We start from the raw sequence: 20,847 nt of genomic DNA on the forward strand, positions 1-20,847 counted from the left end.
CAACGCCGACGTCGTCACCCGTCGCGAGCTGGAGCGGCTGAAGGTTCTCGCCGACGGCCGCGAGGGCGCAGTCAGGGAGGCATTGGCCAGCAAGGAGGTTCTGCAAACCCAGATCGCAACCCTGCTTCCGGCGCAGAAGGCAAGCGCCGAGGCAGCACTGGCGCAAGCCCAGGTGGAACTGGACAGGACGGTCGTGCGTGCCGGCGTCACCGGCGTGGTTCAGCAGTTCGCGTTGCGCGCCGGCGATGTCGTCAATCCGATGATCCGGTCCGCCGGCATCCTGGTCCCCACCGAGAACAGACGGGTCGGGCTGGTCGGCGGCTTCCTGCAGATCGAAGCGCAGGTGATGAAGGTTGGCATGATCGCGGAGGCCACCTGCGCGGCCAAGCCGCTCACCATCATCCCGATGGTCGTCACCGAAATCCAGCACGTTATCGCCTCGGGTCAGGTCCGGACGACGGACCAGCTTGTCGATGTAGCGCAACTGGCTCGTCCCGGAACGATCACCGTTTATCTCGAGCCGCTCTGGCCAGGCTTGCTTGACGGTATCCCGCCGGGAAGCAGCTGCATCGCCAATGCGTATACGAACAACCACGACGAGTTGGCATCTCCGGATATCAGCACCGGGCGCTGGCTCTACCTGCACCTGATCGACGCCGTCGGGCTTGTTCATGCGCTTATTCTCAGGTTGCAGTCGATTCTGCTCCCGATCCAGACGCTTGTTCTGGGCGATCACTGACTTGGGGCGATTGCAATGAACCTGTGTCTTCGAGTCGCTGCCATTCTCCAAGGGGTTCCGACGCTATGGCGTACTCAAAGATCGGGCTACATCGAGGTGCAGGAAACCGGGGGCGTGTGCGATGATTTCATTCTGCTACAAGGTTTCGAGCGAAACCGAACCCGCTTTGCTGCACTGAACAGGGGAGTTGAAACATGACCTTCAACACCATTTTTAGGGCGATCGGCGCTGCGGTCTGTATGGCCTTGATGATATTTGTGGCCTGTCCGACGATCGCACAGGAACAGAATATGGCGGCGGCTCCAACCGCGTCTGTGGCGCCGGCCCCGGAACCGCTAAGCGCAGACGAACTGGAGGTGCTGGTGGCGCGCATCGCGCTTTATCCAGACGAACTGATCGCGGTGATCACCGCGGCGTCGCTCTATCCGTTGCAGATCGTCGAGGCGTCGCGCTATCTCGACGCCTACGCCAAGGACAAGAATCTCAAACCGAAGGAAAGCTGGGACGGCAGCGTGATCTCGCTGCTCAACTATCCGGAGGTCGTCAAAATGATGAGCGACGATCTCGAATGGACGCAGCAGTTCGGTGATGCCATCGCCTACCAGCAGAAGGATGTACTTATCGCCATCCAGCAATTGCGCGAAGAGGCGGTCGCCAAGGATATCATCAGGACCGACGACAAGATGAAGGTCGAGACGCAGGGCGACAACATCGTCATCCAGTCGGCGAATCCGGAAGTGGTCTATGTGCCTCAGTATGAGCCGCAAATGCTCTATGAGCCGGATTATGCGCCGGTGCCGATTGCCTACTACCCGGAGCCCTATCCCAATTACTGGTATCCGGGTGCGGCCTTTTTCGCGGCGGCGACGACTGGAGCGATCTGGGCGGCGGCGGTCGACTGGGACGACTGGGGCGTGTGGGGCGGCGACTGGGACGGTGGCGACATCGACATCGACTGCGACAAGTGTTTCAACAACATCGACTTCGATGGCAAGCTCAACCTGAAGGACGTCGACTGGAAGAACATCGACCGCTCCAAGATCAATATCGACCGGGATCAACTCGCAAAATTCGATCGCACCAACATCAAGAACAAGGTCCAAGCCAACCGCAACAACTCGATCCGCGACAGGGCCGCCAACATCAAACGCGACAGGCCCACGAACGGCGCGGCCCGAGCCGCTAGGGCGAAGGACATCCGCAAGAGCACTCTGGACGGGTTAAAGAATCGGCCCGTTGGCGATCGGGCGCGAGTTGGTTCCGAAATCCCGAGGCCCACTGCTCGACCTGACGGAAACCGGCGCGACGTTTCACGACTCGACGCCAACCGGCCGGCCAAGATCAATCGCCCAGGAGGCAAGCCAAAGCCAGGCGGCAGGCTGGACAACCGCCCCAGGCAGCCCTCCGGATTGGGCAAAATCGATCGCGGCAAGCTTGCCAAAGTGCAATCCCACCGGGGTCAACGTGTGATGGGCGGAGGTCAGCACGGGGGTGGACGCTCGATGCATCGCGGCGGTGGTGGCGGGCGATCGATGCATCGCGGTGGCGGGGGCGGCAGGCAGATGCACCGTGGTGGTGGCGGCCGGCACGGCGGCGGCGGGCATCGCGGCGGCGGCCGCAGGCGTTGAACACGGGCAAGGGAGCAGGACCATGAACGCGATCCTTCATCACATGCTGCGCACCGTCTGCCTGTCTGCTCTTGCAGCGGGGCTTGCGGTTATGCCGGCGGCCTCATTGGCGCAGGCCCAATCCGACCAGCCGGCACAGGCGGCGGACGCGGACGAGGCCGGCGAAGATACCGGCATATTCGCGCTGGAAGCGGAAGAGGACCCGCCTCTGTTCGACAATGCCGATGCCGCCGTCGACGTCTTCAAGAAGGCATTGGCGGCCGATGATTTCGATGGACTTGCAAAACTGCTCGGCCTCGACGCGGCGAAGCTCCGAAAAGCTGAAGGTGTGATGGATACCTACGCGAAAATCCGCGAAGGAGCGGCCAAAAAATTGGTGGTCGTCGACATCGACAATGGCAAGATCCTGCAGATCGGCGAAAAGCTCTGGCCGTTCCCATTCCCCCTGTTGAAGGGCGAGGACGGCAAATGGGCGTTCGACAGCGAGGCGGGGCTGGAGGAGATCGTCAACCGGCGCGTCGGGGAAAACGAGTTGGAGGCAATCGCCACCATGCGCGCCTATGTCGAGGCGCAGCAGGACTATGCCGAAGCTGACCACGACGGCGACGGGGTGGAGGAGTTCGCGCAAAAACTGATCAGCAGCGAAGGCGCGACCGATGGGCTCTACTGGCCGGCCGATGCCGAACACGGCGAAAGCCCGGCTGGCGACCTCAACCCGGCGGAACTGGAGGACGCGAGTAGGGGCGAAGGTTATTTCGGCTACCGCTTCAAGATACTCACCGGCCAAGGCGAAGACATCGCCGGCGGCGCCTACGACTACGTCGTCAACGACAATATGATCGGCGGCTGCGCGCTGCTCGCCTGGCCTGCCAAATATGCCGAGACGGGAGTGCACACATTTGCCGTCAACCAGCAGGGCATCGTCTACGAGGCCGATCTCGGCCCGGCAACCGACCAGATCGTCAAATACATAGACAGATTCAATCCCGGCGAGGATTGGACGGTCGTGAAGGATTGACGCGTTGGTATCATGGGCATGAGGATAGCAGCGAACTTTCTACCGGCACCGATATTGCGTTCGTGATGGACGACACCGCCACTACGAGCTAGGCACGACCGCAGTCGAGACGTTGTAAAGAAACGCCTGTTTGTGGTCGAGGTCGGGTTTCAGGTTGGAGATGGGCCTCTTGATCCTTCCTCATCTGTCCGCTTACCTTGCAGCACGAGGCGGCCTTGTGTCTATGACGATTGCAGAGGCGGCCCATCGATCTCGGCAATCCAAGCATTTGTCAAAGTGTACGCGACAGCCAGAACCGTCGGGCCAATAAAGATGCCCAGGACGCCAAAGGCGATTAGTCCGCCTATGACCCCGGCAAGTATGAGCAACAAGGGTAGATCAGCTCCCTTCCGGATCAAAATCGGGCGGATGAATTGGTCGATCGTCATGGCGACAGCCGCGAAGCCGAGCAATACGGTGCCCCAGGTTGCGTCGCCGGAGTAGTACAGCCACACGACCGTGGGAACCAGCACGAACCCAGGCCCCAACTGAATCAGGCAAAGTACAAACATCAGTGCCGTAAGCAAAGCTGCATACGGCACTCCTACCAGTCTGAGTCCGATACCCCCTATGACACTCTGCGCCAAAGCGGTCACCACGACGCCGAGCGCCACGCTGCGGACCGCTTGGCCAGCCAAGAGCACTGCCCTCTCGCCTCGATCGCCAGCCAGGCGTCGGCCAAAACGCAATACTTTGGAGGCCGCGTGCTCGCCACCAGCATACATCACCGCGGCAATGACTGTCGTCAGCAAGAACTGGATAAACATACCGCCCACGCTGCCGGCCGCCGATGCGATCCATTGCGTCAGTGAACCAGCATAGGGCAAAAGCTTTGGTGCAAGCGCTGTCAAGCCGGACTGTCTGATCCGCTCCCATGCCTCGACCGCGCGGTCGCCAATAAGGGGAAGCTGCCTTAGCCAATCAGGCGGCGGTGGCATTCGGATGGAGAGGACGGCTCGGCCGAGATCCCCGATTACGTCGATGTGAGCCACAACGGTGCCAACGGCGAGCCAAAGCGGCACGATCACCAGCAGCAAGATCGCCATCGTCATTACGAATACGGCAATCCCGCGACGATTGCCGCTGTGTCGCTGGACCCACCGCATCAATGGCCACGTGGCCAGAACCAAAGTAGTCGCCCAAAGAATCGCAGGAAGAAAAGGCTGCAAAATCCAAAAGCTGGAAATGAGGAGCCCTCCAATGAAGATCACCAAGAGGGTTACTCGGCCGATGTCTTGCTGGGGTGGCAACATGGCGCTCCTACTCCCAAGCAGCAAGTTCACCTGTCCTGTATTGGCTCCATCCCGCTCCGGCTTGTCAAGAGCAACACTGAAAGCCGATTGTAGTGCAAGGTGCGGCCTGCAAACTCGGTCTCGGCGGTGACGGTTGTAGTCTTACAATGGCCGTGAGGCACGGCCGCCCGGCAACGCTCGTCGCGTGGCGCTCGGCCTTGCAGCCGGGCCATCTTCGCGGATGCCGCGGTCTCATCCATGAAGATCAGCCTCTCGGGGTCGAAATCAGCTGTCCGTCGAACCAGACCATGCTGCGGCAGGACATCGGAGTGTTGCTACTCGGCGGCGCACGCCGTCTTTTTTGAACGTGATGCCGCGCCATTCGAGGACAGCCAGACTGTCGACGGCGCGACCCGCACGCCGCGTTCGGTGGCAAGGCGCCGCTGATCTCGGCAAGCGTGGCGTGCGGCGCACCCTCGATGAGGCTGAAGATGAAAGCCTCGTGTGCATCGAGCTTCGAACGCGACGGCTGGCACTGCTTGCGCGTCTCGCGATAGCGGCGATACCAGTTCCCGGCCGTCGAAATCCCGACCTGGAAGCGCCGTTCAGCCTCCCGCGTCGAACCCGCTCCTCAATTGCCGCAATCCTACCTAACGAGAAGAAGACGAGCGCGACAGCCTTCATCGAGCGGACGCTCGTCTTCTGCTCGCAGCACAGCGTCCCGGTCGAGCGCATCATGACCCACAACGGATCGGCGTAAAAGCCATCTGTTCCGAAGGGCATTCGCCGACCGACGCATTCGCCACAAGCGCACCAGTCCTATAGGCCCCGCACCAATGGCAAGGCCGAGCGCTTCATCAGGCTCGCTGCGTGAATGGACTATGCCGCCCCTTTCGAGACATCCTCGCAGCGAACGGCCGTAATGCCTGCCTGGTTATGCGACTATAGCAGCCGACGACGTCACTCAGTTCTTGGCGGAAAACGTCCAATCTCAAAACTCGCGGGTGCGTTCGAAGTTCTCGCCAGCCTTCTGTATCGTCCTAGCCTGGCGAGGTCCGCTCCGCCACCCAGCGCCGTGGCAATACCTCGAAACCCGCGGTTGCAGACAAGTTGACAGTCAGCAGCATCTGGCCGCTAAGCGCCAGCGGTCGACCCTGATCAGTGGGCGAGAGCCTGCCATCCGGGTCAACCCGAGGCCAGCCTATCCAATGTCGCCTTCGAACCGCGGGCTGCATCACCTTTGATTGCGCACGTGATGCTCAGCGGCTTGGGCTTTCAGCGTTATCCTCCCGCGCGCGAGGTATGTACACCGTTCGACCGTGAGTTGTTGCGAGCCGTTTCAAATGAAAGAAGGCGTGAACAACGCAGGCTTCTGCGCTACTTCTGCGCTACTTCTGCATCACTATCTCGGAACGTGGAACAGCCGCTACGCCCTCAACCTCAGAGGTGGCTCGGGAAATTTGAACAAGGCTTATAAGTGGAATTTCTGCCTGAACACGGCATAGAAGCCGGGAACAGGAGAGAGACCATGACGAAACGACCCCGCCGAAACCACAGCGCCGAATTCAAGGCGAAGGTAGCGCTTGCCGCGATCCGGGGCGAGCGCACGCTTGTCGAGTTGTCGCAGCAGTTCGACGTGCATGCCAACCAGATCAAGCAATGGAAGGATCAGCTTCTGGAGGGTGCGTCGGGCGTGTTCGGCGCCGAGGCGAAGGCCGAGCCGGCGGTGCCGGCGGTGGACGTCAAGACGCTGCACGCCAAGATCGGCGAACTGACGCTGGAGAATGCCTTGCGCATATCACTGATATTGCTTCGTGGTCCTGGCATGCGGGATGCGCGCCCTAGGCAGCCTAGAATGGGCAAGCAAGGGTTGATCACACAAGTCGCTGTGGAACAGTCCGAACAGCATTGTCACTTACACAGGCGCCCGTCGGGGTGGCTCTGACATATCCCTTTGAGTCGTTCGGTACGCCGATTTGACGCCTGCGTAGACGGCCAACAAGCCCGCAAGGCGTCAGTTCTGTTCGTATGAGGTAATAGCACAAAAATTCCCAAAATTTTTCGAGAATTGTGTGCCGCACTATTCCCGCTTGCAAGCCTTACGCGATAAGTAAAAAGGGTATACTCCTTTGCTTGTTCCTCGCTCTACATGGACTATTCTTGGTTATCGGCAATGACCTGCCGGTGCCGGGCCAACCCCTTCGGGTGGCAACGGGGGAGGTGTGCCTACCGCCCAAGCTGCTCAATTGAGCAAGCGGCCAGCCCCGGAAGGGGAGGGGACGGGGAAGGTGTGTCGAGCGAACAACCTGCTCAATTGAGCAAAACGGAGTGAGAGAAAATGTCGGGCTACACGTTGAACGGCGTTGCCGGTCGCATCCGCGACCTTGAGAACAAGACGAACGGTGGCTACTACGTAGCGTTGTGCTGGCTCGCTATGGCGCGCAACAGTGGCAAGGGCGCTCGCAAGCTGCTGGAGACGAAAATCTTCGGGGAAGGCAAGCCGACGTCGACCTTCCGAAACGCTTGGCGCATCGCCGAGAAGAGCTTCGCCGAAGGCTTCCACGCGGGATGCCGGGCGGCGGTCGCGGAACTCGCCTTGGAAGAGGCGATCACCTATGCGGTCGACCGGCTGGATCAGCACAAGACCACGCTCGGCGTGTCCAACATGAAGGACTATGAGGACGTGTGCAAATACGCCAGCGTCGAGACCATACCGGTCGATGCACCAGAGCCTCTGCCTGTGTATTCGACGGACTTTGGTTCAGCCGTGGCCGCGAAGAGTGCCCGTATCAGTGAGCCTACGCCGCTGGAGAAGGCAGTTGTCGCCATGCAAGCGCTGTCGCTTGACGAAATGACGGAGTTTGCCAAGGCGGTTCAGGCTCGAATCGTTGATCTTGCCGTGGCGCAGGAGCGCACGCTCAAGCTGGCCGCCTGATACGTCAGGCGCTTGCGAACTGCCGGCGGCTTAGTGGACCATCGTCGGCCCCCACACATGAGCAGAGAGTTTTGAGGCGGCAGCCACTGATCGTGGCGCCGAGCTTGTGAGCTCGCACGTGCTGACCAACTTCACCCAAAAAGGAAAAGCAAAGGAAAATGGAATGAAAGAACCACCATATACATTAACGGAAGAAGACAAGAAGCTGATCGGAGATTTGCTTCTCGAACTCTGTGTTGAACTGGACATGCATTACGACGACACCGATATGCACGCGCTAAAATCGTCGTTTGAGCTGATCGGCAAAGGGGTTGCACTTCTTGGGCGACTCTCCGTCACCGCGCATCCCGACATCAATGCAATTCAGTCGCGATACAACAGATCCAATCAATGAGGACGCACGAGATGGCAACCCAAAAAGGCCGCCGCATGAACTGGCACTTCGATCCCGCTCTCTCGAGCGCGGACTATTTCGACCTCGCCTGCAAGAGGGCACGTTACGGTGACGTCCCCAAAAGCTTCGAATGGGTGAGCGAACACGGAAGCTTCGACTTCGGGGCAGCCCCGAAGCACGTCGAGTGGCTTCTAAATCAGGACAACTGGAGCGACGACATTGTGAAAGGCAATCGAAAACCGCGGGTTTTCATCGACGTCTATGTGAACCAGAGCGGGAACGTCGAGATCCGCAGCATTGGTGGCCACTACAGCATCTATTTCGATGATGATTTCACCCGCTTTTTCATCATTCACGCCACGGCCGGAAACCAGGGATCGCGAAGGAGCCTGGGCGAGATCATGTGGATGCAGGATTTTGGTAGGCTCTATTCGTATGTCGTCGGCCAGAAAAACCCGGTGGCAAAAGCGCTGCTGTTCGGCTTCAAGGCGCGGATGGATGAGCTTGTCCGTCAGATATCCGCGCAAGTGAACGTCGTTGGCGTCATGGAGATGCAGTTCCGGTACGATGACAGGAACGTGGTCGGCGTCGATTTCGTCCCCAACATCTCGAAGGACCAGATCCGGGCGCTACAGGAGGAAATGTTCGGCGACGAAGACGAGTCTGAGGAATAGGCTCATCGCTGACACTGATAGGGCTCGCCACAGTGCTTGGCGCGATCGTGGCGGCCATGGCCAAGGGCCCGAAGGGCAGGGGTATCATTCACCTCGCCCCCCACATCGGCGGCCGCACTGACAGCGTCGGCGGTCATTACAGGTGGTGGGGGCCGCCATTCTAATCGTCGGCCTTGGGCGAGAGTGGGAGGTGCTGGATGTCAGCACTGCGGGCGCCACCCGGATCCTACCCTCACTCATCAGGCGCTCGGGCGCATCTTCGTCAGCTATCTGTTTCCGGCCTGCAACTGTCTGTGCATCGTTTTGCAGCGCGGTGCAGCACACGCCATTTGCTGTCCGATTGGCTCGTCCACATCTGAGCCGAGACCGGCACAGACCGGGTTCACATCGAAAGGATGGCAATCATGCCAGAACAAAAAACCATTGACCTGTTTCAATATTTGTACAATCGCCAGGCCTTGATGGTGGACCAAAAGTTCGCACAACGGCTGAACATCCCAACGGAGGTTCTCGTTGCAATGGTTCGTGAAGGGCTCGGGCCTGAGCTCCGCCCCGCTTTGGCGTCTAATCGCTACTGGTTCTTGAAGGCCACGCTTTCCAGTTGGAAATACTGGCCGTTGAAGGCGAACGAGTTGGAACTTGAGCGTGCCGCTGAAATCGTCCGAAACGATGACCGGGCTCGACGCATTCAGGAGTTTGCCGCTTATGACAACTACGACTCGCGCTCATTTCTAACCGCCGTGTTCGCAAGGAAGCGTCGATAAGATGCTGGCCGCGCAGACTGATCGAAACGCGATCAAGGAATACATCGAGCGGCTGTTCGGGCAGGAGAACAAGGGCAACCTTGTTGTGTTCGAACGCGATAAGGCGGGCGGTCGTCCACGGCACATAGTCGTTCCGTACAGCGAACGCGAGATCGCTTTCGACCACTTGGCAGCACAGCCTGAGAACGTCCACCGCTATGTCGCGGTGGCGCTTCATGACGAGCAGGCTTACGAGGCACAAACCCGCCGACAGGACACCGCCTGTGTCATCGCATCGCTGGCGCTCGATATTGACCTGGCGACCGGGGTCCACGCGGCGCAGAACCTACCCGAGAACGAGGAGCAGGCGCTCAAGCTGCTGGAGGAAGCCGGTCTGCCCGAGCCGACCCTGATCATCCATTCTGGCGGTGGGCTCTACCCAATCTGGCAATTTCAGCAACCCTTCATCTTGGACACACCGGCAGATCGAAGTCGGATTGAGCAGCTCTGGGCGGCGTGGGAGGACCAAGCGAGAGCGACATGGGAAAAACATGGCCTCAAGCTGGACTCAATTGCGGATCTCGCGCGCGTCCTCAGAGTCCCTGGCACGTTCAACCCGAAGACGATACCGGCCAGGCCCGTCAGGATCTTGGATGCGCCGAGCGGTCGGCTCTGGACGGTGGAGCAACTGGAAGAGGTCGTCGACGCCCGGGTTTCCACGCGTTCACCAAGTGCCCACCGTTCGGGCGGTCGCACCTTGGCGGAAGCCCTTCGCGAAGAATGGCTGTCGAGCGACAACATGGATGTCCGAAAAGCTGCCGGCGGCGCCCTCTCGATGGTCACAGCCTGTAGTTTCCTTCGCGCCTGTGACGAGGCTGGTGAGCACCTCACGGAGCCCGACTGGAAGGACGCTGCGGACCTCTTTGCGCACATCGCCGAAGGTGGGCGGTATTTTCACACGCTCTCCTCGCGAGATCCGCGCTATTCCCATAGTGAAACGAAAGCAAAGCTCGATCATTCCGGCAAGTATCGACCAAAGCTTTGCGATACCATCGCAAAAAGGAGTCCGACATGTGCGGGCTGCCTGTTTCGAAATGGCAAGGCCATTCGCACACCTGTCCAACTGGCTAGGTCAGAGCCGGGGCTTACGAGACTCCAGAGCCGCTATGTGCTCGACTCGAAAACGGGACTGTTCTTCGATATCTCGAACGGCCGCGACAAGACCAAAGAGGACTTCGATCGATCGTTTACGCGGGACATTGAGGGCAAAAATCTGGCAAGCACCATGTTCCGAAATTCGATGACCTCCTGCCTCGTCGACGAACACGACTTCCTTGTCGGGTATGATGACCTGATCATCGAACGGGATGGGGTTCGTAGCCTGAACACCTGGAAGGAAGGGGGCGTGGCAGCGTCGGAAGGCGACGCTTCAATCTGGCTGGACCACCTCAGGTATCTATTGCCCTCCGACCGAGAAAGGTCTTGGGTGTTTCAATATCTCGCTCACCTCATCCAGCGGCCAGCCGTCAAAATCAAATCGGCCATCGTCCTGCAATCGAAGCAGGGGGTGGGCAAGAACCTGCTGATGCGAGCCATCAAACGTATGTTCCACGCGAACGATGTCCGCGAGGTGTACGGGAGCATTCTGGGCGAGCGCTGGCAGGCGCCACTGGGGAATGTCCGCCTGCTCGCGCTTGACGAACTGCAGATCGACGACCTCAAGGCCGCCTACAACAACCTGAAGCGATGGGCCACTGAGGAGACGCAATCCGTCGAACGAAAAGGGATTGACGCGTACTCGGTGAGAACGCCCCGTGGCATCATTATCATGACCAACAGTCATAAACCGATGGCAATCGAGCACGACGACCGGCGGCTCTTCGTCTGTAACGTGGAGGCGGCAAAGCGCGAAGACGCGTACTACAGCCAACTCGTGAAGGTCGGTCTCTCAGACGAGAGCATTGCTGCTTTCAAGCATTTCCTCTTGAATTTAGGCTTGGCGGGCTTCGACCCAAATTCCGAACCGGTGCGGACGGAGGCCAAGGAGGAGCTGATCCGCGCGAGCGCATCGGTGCCCGAACAGATTATTCTCGAGCTCCGTGACGGTGGGCATTGGCCTTTCGACCGACAGGTGTACTTGGCTGAGGAGGTCGCCAGTGCAGTGGGTGAGCGCAGCAAACGCCCGACGACAGCGCAGCAGATCGCGCCAATCCTGAAGAAGTTGGGCGACCGCAAGCGAGAGACTAAGACATCGTTTCTTCGCCCAAACGGGGCGACGCCACGTGGTTACGTGTGGGCATGGCAGGATGTGGATAAGTGGATGACCGCGACCAATGAGGATGTGAAGACCGCGCTAACCAGGAACAGCCTGTCGGCCCCGACGATGCCAGTGCCGACGACGATTGCGGCCAGCTTTGTCCAGCTGTCCAACTGACCAGGTGCGAGCGGAGCTATGACGATACCTTCCTATTCCAAATCTATCTCTCAATCTGAAGAAAAAGAGGTTGGACAGCTGGACAGCTGGACACCAAGGGGAATAGCTCAACGCATCGACGTCGACCGCTTCTTCTCGGCCGCCATGGAGACAAACCTCCCGCCCTGGCGTCCTGTACCAAGTCGGATTGCAGCGCGTATGCTGGGCATATCGTTGCAGTCACTTGCAAACTGGAGAATGAGGGATCTTGGTCCCGCCGTTGAACCTATGCGGAAAGGGTTTGGCAATCGGATATATTACAGGCCCGATCGGACAGCTGAATGGCTTTCGGGTGGGCAATGCGCGAGTTGGCAGTTTTCTGGTTACTGGCTAAGCCTAAAAGGCCTTGCTGATGAAACCGATGAAGCCGCGGTGCAGGACCGCATTGCATGTCTTGAGCGTATGAGGTTGTTCCCTTCACCACATCGCCTTTGGCGCACCTTCCGAGAGGCGGAGGTGGTGAAATAATTGTTGTGATGCCGGCCACAAGCCCCTTGGCTGATCTCAGCTAAACTTAAGTGCCGCCGTTCAAACGAACATCCGGCACAGATGAAGCGGCTCAGGGGTGCCTGGAAGGCTTTCTTCCTAGCAACTGCCCGATCATCGTCGTGCCATTGGTGCTGGAGGACGACGACGTGAAGTTTGTCGGTGGGGTCACTCTAAGGACAGACGACGGGCCCACGTTGAGGTCGTCAAGTCCGCATACAGTATCGATAATTTTGGAAAAGCGCTGTTTTCCAAGCGTCCGGCACGAGGACCCCTCGGAACTGCATTCGGCGCACTACCTACTTTTTAGGATCGTTCGGCAACGAACTGGCGACTTCGGGCGTAATGTCTTGCGGGAGCCAGTTGACGGTTGAGATATCAGTGTCACTAGCGCTCTCTCAAATAGAAGATTTCCCAGAAACAAAATCGCCCCGGAGTGCTTGATACATCGATGACAGCCGCCACGCTCAACATTAAAGTCTCACCTCGCCGGATGCTGTCCGCCGGCGAGGCTGCAGCATATTGCGGACTACCTGCGAGACGGTTCCCCCTGGACTGCAGCGTGACGCCCGTCGTTATGCCAGGGGGGCGCAAACTTTATGACATGCGGGAACTTGATGTCTGGCTGGATGGCCTGAAGGAGGGCGCCAACGACAACAGTGATCAGGCAATTTTGGACAGGTTGAGCGCATGACCCATGTTCGGATCAAAGGCTTCAAAATATTCCTAGACCGGCATGGTAGGCAGCGTTGCTATCACCGTGCCACCGGCTCCCCGATCGACCTGACCAAAAATCCAATCGGCAGCGCAGGCTTTATCGCGGAGTGCGCGCGACTGACAGCGCTCATTAATGCCACTGAGTGTGCCAAGCCGGGTACTCTGGGCCTGCTGATCACGCGCTACAAGGCGCACCCAACGTTCACTGATTTAGCTCCGCGAACAAAGGCTGACTATCTGCGCTGCCTCGACTATCTGAAGCCGATTGCGGACACGCCGCTGCCTCGGTTCACCTCGCCATTGATAGTGAACATTCGGGACAAAGCAGCCCAGAAGCACGGTCGTCGGTTCGGGAACTACGTCAAAACCGTTCTCGCTTTGGTTTTTGCATGGGGGAAGGAGCGAGGCTATGTCGCAGGCAACCCGGCCGCGGGCATCAAAGGAATACGCCGCTCGAAAGACGCACCGGACGCGAACCGGCCTTGGGGTGACGGTGAGCGCGAGGCTGTTCTTGCGGCGCTAGCTCATCATATGGTCCTTCCCGTCACGTTGATGATGTACTGTGGGCTGGACCCCCAAGACGCGCTCAAACTACCTCGCTCGGCGGTGGCAGATGGGAAGATCGACACGAAGCGGGGAAAAACAGGGGAGGCCGTGTGGCTCCCTCTTCCCCAGCCGGTTCAGAATGCGCTCGCGCGAGCCCCGACGCACTCTGCAATCACGCTTTGCGCCAACAGTCATGGACTGCCGTGGACGGTCTCCGGCTTCCGCGCATCTTGGAGGCCGCTCAAACTCCGACTAGAGCGGGAAGGGCTTGTCCATCCCGGGCTGACCTTGAAAGGTCTGCGTCATACGGTGGCTACGATCCTGGCAGAGATGGGTTACGATGAGCGCACGATCGCGGACATGCTCGGTCAGAAGACAATCGAGATGGCCAGGCACTACTCGCGTCGCGCGGACAAGAGTCAGAAGCTGACAGCGGTCATCGAAAATTTCGACGCCGAAGTGAACCGACGGCGAACAAAATTGTCAAACCTGACCCTTGAGAGTGTCAAACCTCCCGTTCCGTCTGAATTCGGAAGTGAAAACTCTTCGAAAAATCAACAAGTTAACTGGTGCCCAGGGGCGGAATCGAACCACCGACACGCGGATTTTCAGTCCGCTGCTCTACCAACTGAGCTACCTGGGCATCCGTCCCGGACCGGCGAACCGGCTTGCGGGATCGCCGGGAACGGCGAAAGCGGCTGGGTTATAGCATGGGATTTTCGGCTGTCCAGCGTCCCGTTGCGCTCCGGCACACTTAGCCGCATTTCATTGTCCGGCGCAGGGGTGAAAACAAAAAAGTGCCGGCCGTGTGTCCCGAACACAGGCGGCGGTCCGGCGGCTTGCAGGACGCATCGATGCCCTCGCCAACCGCGCCTCCACGCTCCGAACGTCAGTTTGCCTGCGGGTCGTCCGGCTTCGCGCTGCCGTCCTCCTCTTCCTCCGTCGCCGCAATGACGTAGACGCCGGAAAGCCAGCGGTTCAAGTCGATGCTCTTGCAGCGCGCCGAGCAGAACGGATAGTTTTCGCGCGAAGATGGCCGCCCGCATTCCGGGCACGGGCGTTTTGGCCTGAGTGGCGCAACTTTTCCGCCATCCGCGCTCATGCCCGGCGCCCCGCCAGCCAGTTGAAATGCACATTGAAGCCGTCCGCAGCCAGCAGGCCGACCGTCTCGTAGAGCGGCAGGCCGACGACATTGGTGTAGGAGCCGACCATTTTGACGACGAAGCTGCCCGCAAGGCCCTGGACGGCATAGGCGCCGGCCTTGCCCCGCCATTCACCGGAGGCCAGATAGCTCTCGATATCCTCCTGCGAAAACCGCTTGAATCGGACGCGCGTCTCGACCAGCCGCTGCCGCACCTTGCCTGCGGGTGTGATCAGGCAGACGCCGGAATATACCCGGTGCGCGCGACCCGACAGCAGCTTGAGACAATTGGACGCGTCTTCGGTCATCTCCGCCTTCGGCAGGATGCGGCGGCCGACAGCCACCACAGTGTCGGCGGCAAGAACAAAGGTGCCGCCGAATTCGGCATCGTCCTTCAGCACGCCGAACGCCTTCTCGGCCTTGGCGCGCGACAGGCGCTTTGCCAACGAGCGCGGATGCTCGGCGCGCTCCGGGGTCTCGTCGACGTCTGCGGGAAAGATGCGATCCGGCTCGATGCCGGCCTGCTGCAGCAGTTCGATCCTGCGCGGCGAGCCGGATGCCAACACGAGCTTCTGGAAGGCGCTCATCGTCAGGAGGAGCCGGCGGGCCCGGTCACTTGAAGCGGTAGGTGATGCGGCCCTTGGTCAAATCGTAGGGCGTCATTTCGACCAGCACCTTGTCGCCGGTCAGCACGCGGATGCGGTTCTTGCGCATACGACCCGCCGTGTGGGCGATGATTTCGTGTTCGTTTTCCAGCTTCACCCGGAACATGGCGTTCGGGAGCAGTTCTGTAACCATACCCGGAAACTCGAGGACTTCTTCCTTCGGCATTCGCTACCTTTGCTTGGATGGTGGTGCCCGGACATGCGGTCCGGAGAATTGCGCGGAACCTATATGATATTGCCTGCTTTGTGAACACGCATATTCCGCCCGCAAAACCTCTTGTTCACACGCCGAAGCGCGCCGAAATCCGCGTCTTCAGCCGTTCGCGCACGTCACGATAGGCGGCCATGATCTGCTCGCGGGTCCCCGTCGCGGTGGTCGGATCGGGCGTCGGCCAGTATTCGACGTCCACCGCCATCGATCGCGTCAGTTCCAGCGCGGCGTGGTGGGCTTCCGGCGCCAGCGTGACGATCAGGTCGAAATAGTCATCCTCCAGGTCGTCCAGTGTCTTGGCGCGGTGGCGCTCGGTCGGCAAGCCATCCTCGGCCAGCACGGCATCCACGAACGGATCGGGCTCGCCGCGGCGGATGCCGGCGGAGGCGATGTAGACTGTCGCCGGAAGCATGCGCCGCGCCTCGGCTTCCGCAATCGGCGAACGGACCGCGTTCATGCGGCACATGAACAGGATGGATCGCGGCAGTGCGTTCAACGCGTCGTCTGGGCTCCCGTGTAGCCCGTCCGGGAGACCGTCGGTTGCCGTCTCATGCATCGCGTTCCCCGGTGAAGGCGAAGCCGTCGCCGTGACGTTTCACGCGGTGGACGCCGGTGATGTGACTTCCGGCGACGAGCCAGTTTTCGCCAACCGCTGATTCCAGCGCGTGCCGCCGGCTCCGCAATGCCAACTCAGGGTCACGATCGTAGTCGAACCCGACGGCCGGATCGGCGAGCTGCAAGGTGTCGAGATGGACGACATCCCCCCAGACCAGCAGATTTTCCCGGCCGCCATGGATCAGGAAGCCGGTATGTCCTGGCGTGTGTCCCGGCAGGTCGATTGCCGAAATCCCGGGCAGCACCGGACCGGCCTCGAAAACCTCGATCCGGGTCCCGTAGATTTCGCGCAACTTGGCGACCGTCCTGAAGCTCGACCGATTCTCCTTTGGGGTAGCCTCGAGGATGGCGCTGTCGCCGTAATAGGCGAGGTCGCCGCGCGGGATGAGAAGGCGCGCATTGGGATAGCGCGCCTTTTCGCCTTCGAAGAGGCCGAGGGCATGGTCGCCATGGATGTGGGTGAGCAGCACGGCGGACACGTCCGTGGCGGAAAACCCGGCATCCCGCAACGCGGCTGGCGCCTTGCCGTAGGCCGGTCCCCAGGCCGTGCCGGCACCGGCATCGATCATCCACAGGCCGCCGGGTCCGTCGAGGGCGAAGCAGTTCACGTCTACGGAAAAATCCGGACTGGTCCAGGCATCGATCGCGGATTGCCGCGCCGGCTCGCCGCGCACATGGATCAGATCGCCGATCGGCGCGCGGTAGATGCCGTCCTTGAGGACGTGCACCTTGAAATCGCCGATCGGAAGGCTGGGAGCATCCATTCGACTCACCCTCGCCAATGCAGCACGCAGATCAGCGTGAAGACGCGCCGCGCCGTGTCGAAGTCGAGCTCGATCTTGCCTGCCAGCCGATCGAGCAGCGTCTGCGAACCGTCGTTGTGCAGGCCGCGCCGGCCCATGTCGATCGCCTCGATCTGGCTGGGCGTCGAAGTGCGGATCGCCTCGTAATAGCTCTCGCAGACCAGGAAATAATCCTTCACGATGCGGCGGAAGGGCGTCAGCGACAGGATATGGGTGACGACCGGCTCGCCGGTCTCGCGTGATATGGCGAAGACCAGCCGCGCATCGGCGAGCGCCAGTCTTAGCCGGTAGGGTCCGCTGCCGGTGTCGCCCGCCGGCTGAAAACTGTTCTCCTCGAGCAGGTCGAAAATGGCGACCGCGCGCTCGTGCTCGATGTCCGGCGTCGAGCGGCCGATCGATTCGTCGAACTCGATGTCGATCAGCCTGGCGTTGGTGCGGCCGGTGCCGGACATCGCCGCCTACATGTTCAGCCGGATAGCGACGGAGCGCGCGTGGCCGGGCAGGCCCTCGGCCTCGGCCAGCGCGATCGCCGCCGGCGCCAGCGCCTTCAACTGCTCCGGCCCGAGCTTAAGCACGGACGTCCGCTTGACGAAGTCGAGCACCGAGAGCCCGGACGAGAAACGGGCCGAGCGCGCCGTCGGCAGCACGTGGTTGGAGCCGCCGACATAGTCGCCGATGACCTCCGGCGTGTGGCGGCCGATGAAGACGGCGCCGGCATTGAGCAGCTTTCCGAAGAACTCTTCCGCGCCGTCGAAGGCGAGTTCCACATGCTCGGCGGCGATGCGGTCGGCCAGCGGCAGGGCTTCGTCCAGCCGGTCGACGACGATCAGCGCGCCGAAGTCGCGCCAACTGGCGCTCGCATGGTCGCGGCTGGCCAGCGTCGTCAACTGGACCTCGACGGCCCGCTCGACCTCCGCGGCGAAGCCGGAATCGTCGGTGATCAGGATCGACTGCGCACCCATGCCGTGCTCTGCTTGGGCGAGCAGGTCGGCGGCCAGCCATTGCGGATCGTTGTGCCTGTCGGCGACGACCAGAACCTCGGACGGTCCGGCGATCGAATCGATGCCGACCTGCCCAAAAACCTGCCGCTTGGCGACGGCGACATAGGCGTTGCCCGGCCCGACGATCTTGGCGACCGGCTGGATCGTCTCCGTGCCATAGGCAAGGGCGGCGATCGCCTGTGCGCCGCCGACGCGATAAATCTCGGAAACGCCGGCGATATCGGCCGCGACCAGCACCAGCGGGTTGATGTCGCCGCCGGTCGGCGGCACGGCCATGACGATGCGCTCGACGCCGGCGACCTGTGCCGGCACGGCGTTCATCAGCACCGAGCTGGGATAGCTGGCGAGACCGCCCGGCACGTAGAGCCCGACCGATTCGACCGCCGTCCAGCGCGAGCCCAGTTCGACGCCGATCGGATCGACATAGCGGTCGTCCTTCGGCATCTGCCGGCTGTGATGGCGCTCGATGCGGTCGCGCGCAAATTTCAGCGCATCGACGGTTTTCGTATCAGCGTTGGCATAGGCGGCGGCGATATCGTCCGGGCGTACGCGCAGGCCGATCTGGTCGAGGTCGGCGCGGTCGAACTTTTTCGTCAGTTCCTTCAGCACGGCGTCGCCCTCGGCGCGCACGCGGGCGATAATGCCGCGCACGACCTGGTCGACTTCGGGCGAATCCTCCCGCTTGGCGGCAAGCAGCGCCTGGAAACGCTGTTCGAAATCGGCGTCGGAGGTTCGGAGCATAATGGCCAAGGCGGATACTCAGGTTCTGTGCTTCGGCCGCGACGAGGCTTCCCAGGCGCCGCCGAGATCGGAAAGCCGCGCCTCGATGCACTCGACCTCGAGCCGGATGGTGGCTCCGGCCGAAAACAGCAGCTCGATCGTGCCCGCCGGCGCTTCCGCCGCAACGAACCGCAAGGCGAGCAACGACAATGTTTCGGCCAGCTTGTCGCGAGGCAGGCCGGCCGCCTTCGCGGCATTCACCCGCTCGAAATGCAACACGCTGTTGCGGCGCTCCGGCTTGCCGGGAAACAGGCCGGTCTGCGTCTCCCAGGCGAAACGGTTCATCGGCACGACGAAGCGGCGCTCGCGGGCGAAGAATTTGATGTCCCCGGCCTTCATCACCGCATCCTGCACATGGGCGGACACGATGTTCAGGTCTTCTTCGTCGAGGGCGACTAGCTTTAGCTGATCCATGGTCCGTCGCGGCGGTTCCGGCAAGGTGTTGCCTAACTATGCGCTCTTGCCGGGGCGCGCAACCTGCGGTCTTCCGCCGAAACGAGGTCTGGATGCGGCGTCGACCCGGCCCACGTCGGGCTTCGCGAAAACGCTGCCTCATGGAATCGGTCAGGCATGCGCCTTCGCCGATCCCGGACGCCCCGGCCTCGGCCGTGCCGGCTGCCAATAACCAACAGGTTGCGACCGTATGCCGTTTTCCTTCGATGGCGGTTGAGTACCGCTCCGAAATCCGCTTAGTCTTGGCGTCGCGAAACAGCAAAGAACGATGCGGATGAAGCTACTGCTCTCTGGCCTTGCATGTCTGGCGCTGACTGGATGTCAGTCCGTGCTGGGCTTCGACACCACACCCTCCGACGAGGTGCTGGTGCCCGGCGGTCTGTTCCAGGTATTCGAGCACCCCAAACGGGATCGCATCATGACGAAGCCGAGCGGCGGCGGTATCCTGACAGCTCAAAGCGACGTTGCCAGCCCGGCATCAATCCAAGCGGCTGCAGCACGGCGCTATCTGGACGGCACCGGGCGTTCGAGGTGCCCGATCACCTTCGTCCGCGAGATATCGGGACCGCAATACGAGTTCAGATTTAACTGTCTGCCCGATTGACGGGCAGGCCAAACCTTTCGGTCGGCGCCCGCCGGCCGAGTTCCGCATCGCGGACAAGCTGAATTCCGCGGAGAAGCCGACACGAATCGAGCGATAAACGTTCTCCGATTCCGATCCGCCGTCATCGAGCGCAAGCGTATCCGAGAGCCTGCGGAGCTTGGTCTATCCCCTGCCCTTCCAGCCGCGCAGGAAGTCGAACGCCTCCAACCCGTCCGGCGGGGACGCCGTTGCCGGAAACGCGCCGGGTTCTCGATACAGGTCGTTCGGCCCGGCGCGACGGACCGCGGATTTCGGGAAAAGCCTGCTCCAGAACTCCGGACGAGTTCGTGAAGCATCCATGATCCGAGCCGCCTCCGTCCTGTTTGCCATGGGGATCGCTACTCTCCTGAAAGACAATTGTTGGATGCCGAAGCGATGGCTGCCGGCAAGGCGGGACCGCATCGTCCGCTGCGCAAAAGTTTGGCGTGGAAGGCGGGACGGGATACCGCCTTCCACGCCGCGACGGGTTGCGCGCCCGTCAAATCACCACGAAATCGGCATGGGTGAGGTTGGGATTGCCGATCGGCGTGGCGAACCGGATGTTGCCGCAGACACTGCTGCCGAGAAGCGAATGTCACCGTCGAACATCAAGCTGCCGTGGCGGCAGCGAGGATGCGGATGGACTGGGCTCTTGTAATGGTGGGCTGGGGGTCAGATAGCGAGCCGCAGGGTTATGCGATGGAAGCGCCCGCAGGCATTTGTTTTTGTGATCGATAGGTCAGTCATTGTCTCTCCCGTGGTCATCACGTCTGGGCCGCGCAAATGGGACACAGCAGCCCGGTGCCGAACTTCCGGCCACGCCTGCGACAGGTTGCGCGGCGTCCGGTCGTCTCGGACACGTCAGGCGCGCGTCCGATCGGCAAGGCTTGGTTTGCGTGATTGACGTTGGGAATTCCAACGAGTAAGTGGAA

General features: G+C 60.9%; 18 protein-coding genes, 1 tRNA gene and 4 pseudogenes. 12 read left to right on the top strand and 11 right to left on the bottom strand.

Going from position 1 to position 20,847, the window contains the following annotated elements:
* The 3 genes and pseudogenes from RB623_RS26165 to RB623_RS26175 form a co-directional block, all read left to right on the top strand.
* Nucleotides 1–739 (top strand): annotated as a pseudogene (locus tag RB623_RS26165) (HlyD family secretion protein); the annotation flags it as partial.
* Nucleotides 740–933: 194 nt separating this feature from the next.
* Nucleotides 934–2,367 carry a DUF3300 domain-containing protein gene (locus RB623_RS26170; protein ID WP_374121746.1) on the top strand — a complete coding sequence of 478 codons (1,434 nt, stop codon included), beginning with the start codon at nt 934–936 and terminating at the stop codon, nt 2,365–2,367.
* A 22-nt stretch (nt 2,368–2,389) separates the two neighbouring features.
* Nucleotides 2,390–3,385, top strand: a complete 996-nt coding sequence (locus tag RB623_RS26175) for a DUF2950 domain-containing protein (protein ID WP_308060059.1) — start codon at nt 2,390–2,392, stop codon at nt 3,383–3,385.
* A 221-nt stretch (nt 3,386–3,606) separates the two neighbouring features.
* Here RB623_RS26175 and ydiK read toward each other — a convergent pair whose 3' ends face one another.
* Both ydiK and RB623_RS26185 read right to left on the bottom strand, forming a co-directional pair.
* Nucleotides 3,607–4,677 (bottom strand): AI-2E family transporter YdiK, encoded by a 1,071-nt coding sequence (gene ydiK / locus RB623_RS26180; RefSeq protein WP_308060060.1) that lies wholly within the window; start codon nt 4,675–4,677, stop codon nt 3,607–3,609.
* A gap of 104 nt (nt 4,678–4,781) precedes the next feature.
* Nucleotides 4,782–4,960 (bottom strand): annotated as a pseudogene (locus RB623_RS26185) (IS630 family transposase); the annotation flags it as partial.
* A gap of 159 nt (nt 4,961–5,119) precedes the next feature.
* Here RB623_RS26185 and RB623_RS26190 point away from each other — a divergent pair.
* From RB623_RS26190 to RB623_RS30385, 8 genes and pseudogenes are all read left to right on the top strand, one after another.
* Complete coding sequence (locus RB623_RS26190; protein WP_308060061.1) at nt 5,120–5,416, top strand: hypothetical protein; 297 nt, start codon at nt 5,120–5,122, stop codon at nt 5,414–5,416.
* A 768-nt stretch (nt 5,417–6,184) separates the two neighbouring features.
* Nucleotides 6,185–6,442 (top strand): annotated as a pseudogene (locus RB623_RS26195) (transposase); the annotation flags it as partial.
* A 552-nt stretch (nt 6,443–6,994) separates the two neighbouring features.
* A complete protein-coding gene (locus RB623_RS26200; RefSeq protein ID WP_308060062.1) occupies nt 6,995–7,591 on the top strand; it encodes a hypothetical protein in 597 nt (198 codons plus the stop codon).
* 118 nt (nt 7,592–7,709) lie between these two features.
* A complete protein-coding gene (locus RB623_RS26205; protein WP_308060063.1) occupies nt 7,710–7,985 on the top strand; it encodes a hypothetical protein in 276 nt (91 codons plus the stop codon).
* A gap of 11 nt (nt 7,986–7,996) precedes the next feature.
* Nucleotides 7,997–8,659, top strand: a complete 663-nt coding sequence (locus RB623_RS26210; protein ID WP_308060064.1) for a hypothetical protein — start codon at nt 7,997–7,999, stop codon at nt 8,657–8,659.
* 404 nt (nt 8,660–9,063) lie between these two features.
* The gene (locus RB623_RS26215) at nt 9,064–9,423 is read left to right on the top strand and encodes a hypothetical protein (protein WP_308060065.1); all 360 of its coding nucleotides are present in this window, start codon (nt 9,064–9,066) and stop codon (nt 9,421–9,423) included.
* Between the two features lies 1 nt (nt 9,424).
* A complete protein-coding gene (locus RB623_RS26220) occupies nt 9,425–11,836 on the top strand; it encodes a DUF5906 domain-containing protein (RefSeq protein ID WP_308060066.1) in 2,412 nt (803 codons plus the stop codon).
* A gap of 1,797 nt (nt 11,837–13,633) precedes the next feature.
* A pseudogene (locus RB623_RS30385) lies at nt 13,634–14,026 on the top strand (tyrosine-type recombinase/integrase); the annotation flags it as partial.
* A gap of 165 nt (nt 14,027–14,191) precedes the next feature.
* On the opposite strand, the gene RB623_RS26225 reads toward RB623_RS30385, so the two are convergent.
* The 9 genes from RB623_RS26225 to RB623_RS26265 form a co-directional block, all read right to left on the bottom strand.
* Nucleotides 14,192–14,267, bottom strand: a tRNA-Phe gene (locus RB623_RS26225).
* Nucleotides 14,268–14,513: 246 nt separating this feature from the next.
* Nucleotides 14,514–14,726: a DNA gyrase inhibitor YacG gene (gene yacG, locus RB623_RS26230; protein WP_308060067.1), complete on the bottom strand. Its 213-nt coding sequence runs from the start codon at nt 14,724–14,726 to the stop codon at nt 14,514–14,516.
* Nucleotides 14,723–15,352 (bottom strand): Maf-like protein, encoded by a 630-nt coding sequence (locus RB623_RS26235; RefSeq protein ID WP_308060068.1) that lies wholly within the window; start codon nt 15,350–15,352, stop codon nt 14,723–14,725. The genes yacG and RB623_RS26235 overlap by 4 nt, the downstream gene beginning before the upstream one ends.
* A gap of 25 nt (nt 15,353–15,377) precedes the next feature.
* Complete coding sequence (infA, locus tag RB623_RS26240; RefSeq protein ID WP_308060069.1) at nt 15,378–15,596, bottom strand: translation initiation factor IF-1; 219 nt, start codon at nt 15,594–15,596, stop codon at nt 15,378–15,380.
* A gap of 115 nt (nt 15,597–15,711) precedes the next feature.
* The gene (locus tag RB623_RS26245; protein ID WP_308060122.1) at nt 15,712–16,107 is read right to left on the bottom strand and encodes a low molecular weight phosphatase family protein; all 396 of its coding nucleotides are present in this window, start codon (nt 16,105–16,107) and stop codon (nt 15,712–15,714) included.
* A gap of 82 nt (nt 16,108–16,189) precedes the next feature.
* Complete coding sequence (locus RB623_RS26250; protein ID WP_308060070.1) at nt 16,190–17,020, bottom strand: MBL fold metallo-hydrolase; 831 nt, start codon at nt 17,018–17,020, stop codon at nt 16,190–16,192.
* A gap of 5 nt (nt 17,021–17,025) precedes the next feature.
* Nucleotides 17,026–17,511, bottom strand: coding sequence for a UPF0262 family protein (locus RB623_RS26255; protein WP_308060071.1), 486 nt, complete (start codon nt 17,509–17,511; stop codon nt 17,026–17,028).
* Nucleotides 17,512–17,517: 6 nt separating this feature from the next.
* Entirely contained in the window at nt 17,518–18,810 is a 1,293-nt protein-coding gene (gene hisD, locus RB623_RS26260; protein WP_308060072.1) for a histidinol dehydrogenase, read from the bottom strand.
* A gap of 9 nt (nt 18,811–18,819) precedes the next feature.
* The gene (locus RB623_RS26265; protein ID WP_308060073.1) at nt 18,820–19,254 is read right to left on the bottom strand and encodes a DUF2948 family protein; all 435 of its coding nucleotides are present in this window, start codon (nt 19,252–19,254) and stop codon (nt 18,820–18,822) included.
* Nucleotides 19,255–19,621: 367 nt separating this feature from the next.
* On the opposite strand from RB623_RS26265, the gene RB623_RS26270 reads away from it, so the two are divergent.
* Complete coding sequence (locus tag RB623_RS26270; RefSeq protein WP_308060074.1) at nt 19,622–19,897, top strand: hypothetical protein; 276 nt, start codon at nt 19,622–19,624, stop codon at nt 19,895–19,897.
* Nucleotides 19,898–20,847 lie beyond the last annotated feature (950 nt).

The sequence above is a fragment of the Mesorhizobium sp. LHD-90 genome (assembly GCF_030929505.1).
Classification (GTDB): domain Bacteria; phylum Pseudomonadota; class Alphaproteobacteria; order Rhizobiales; family Rhizobiaceae; genus Kumtagia.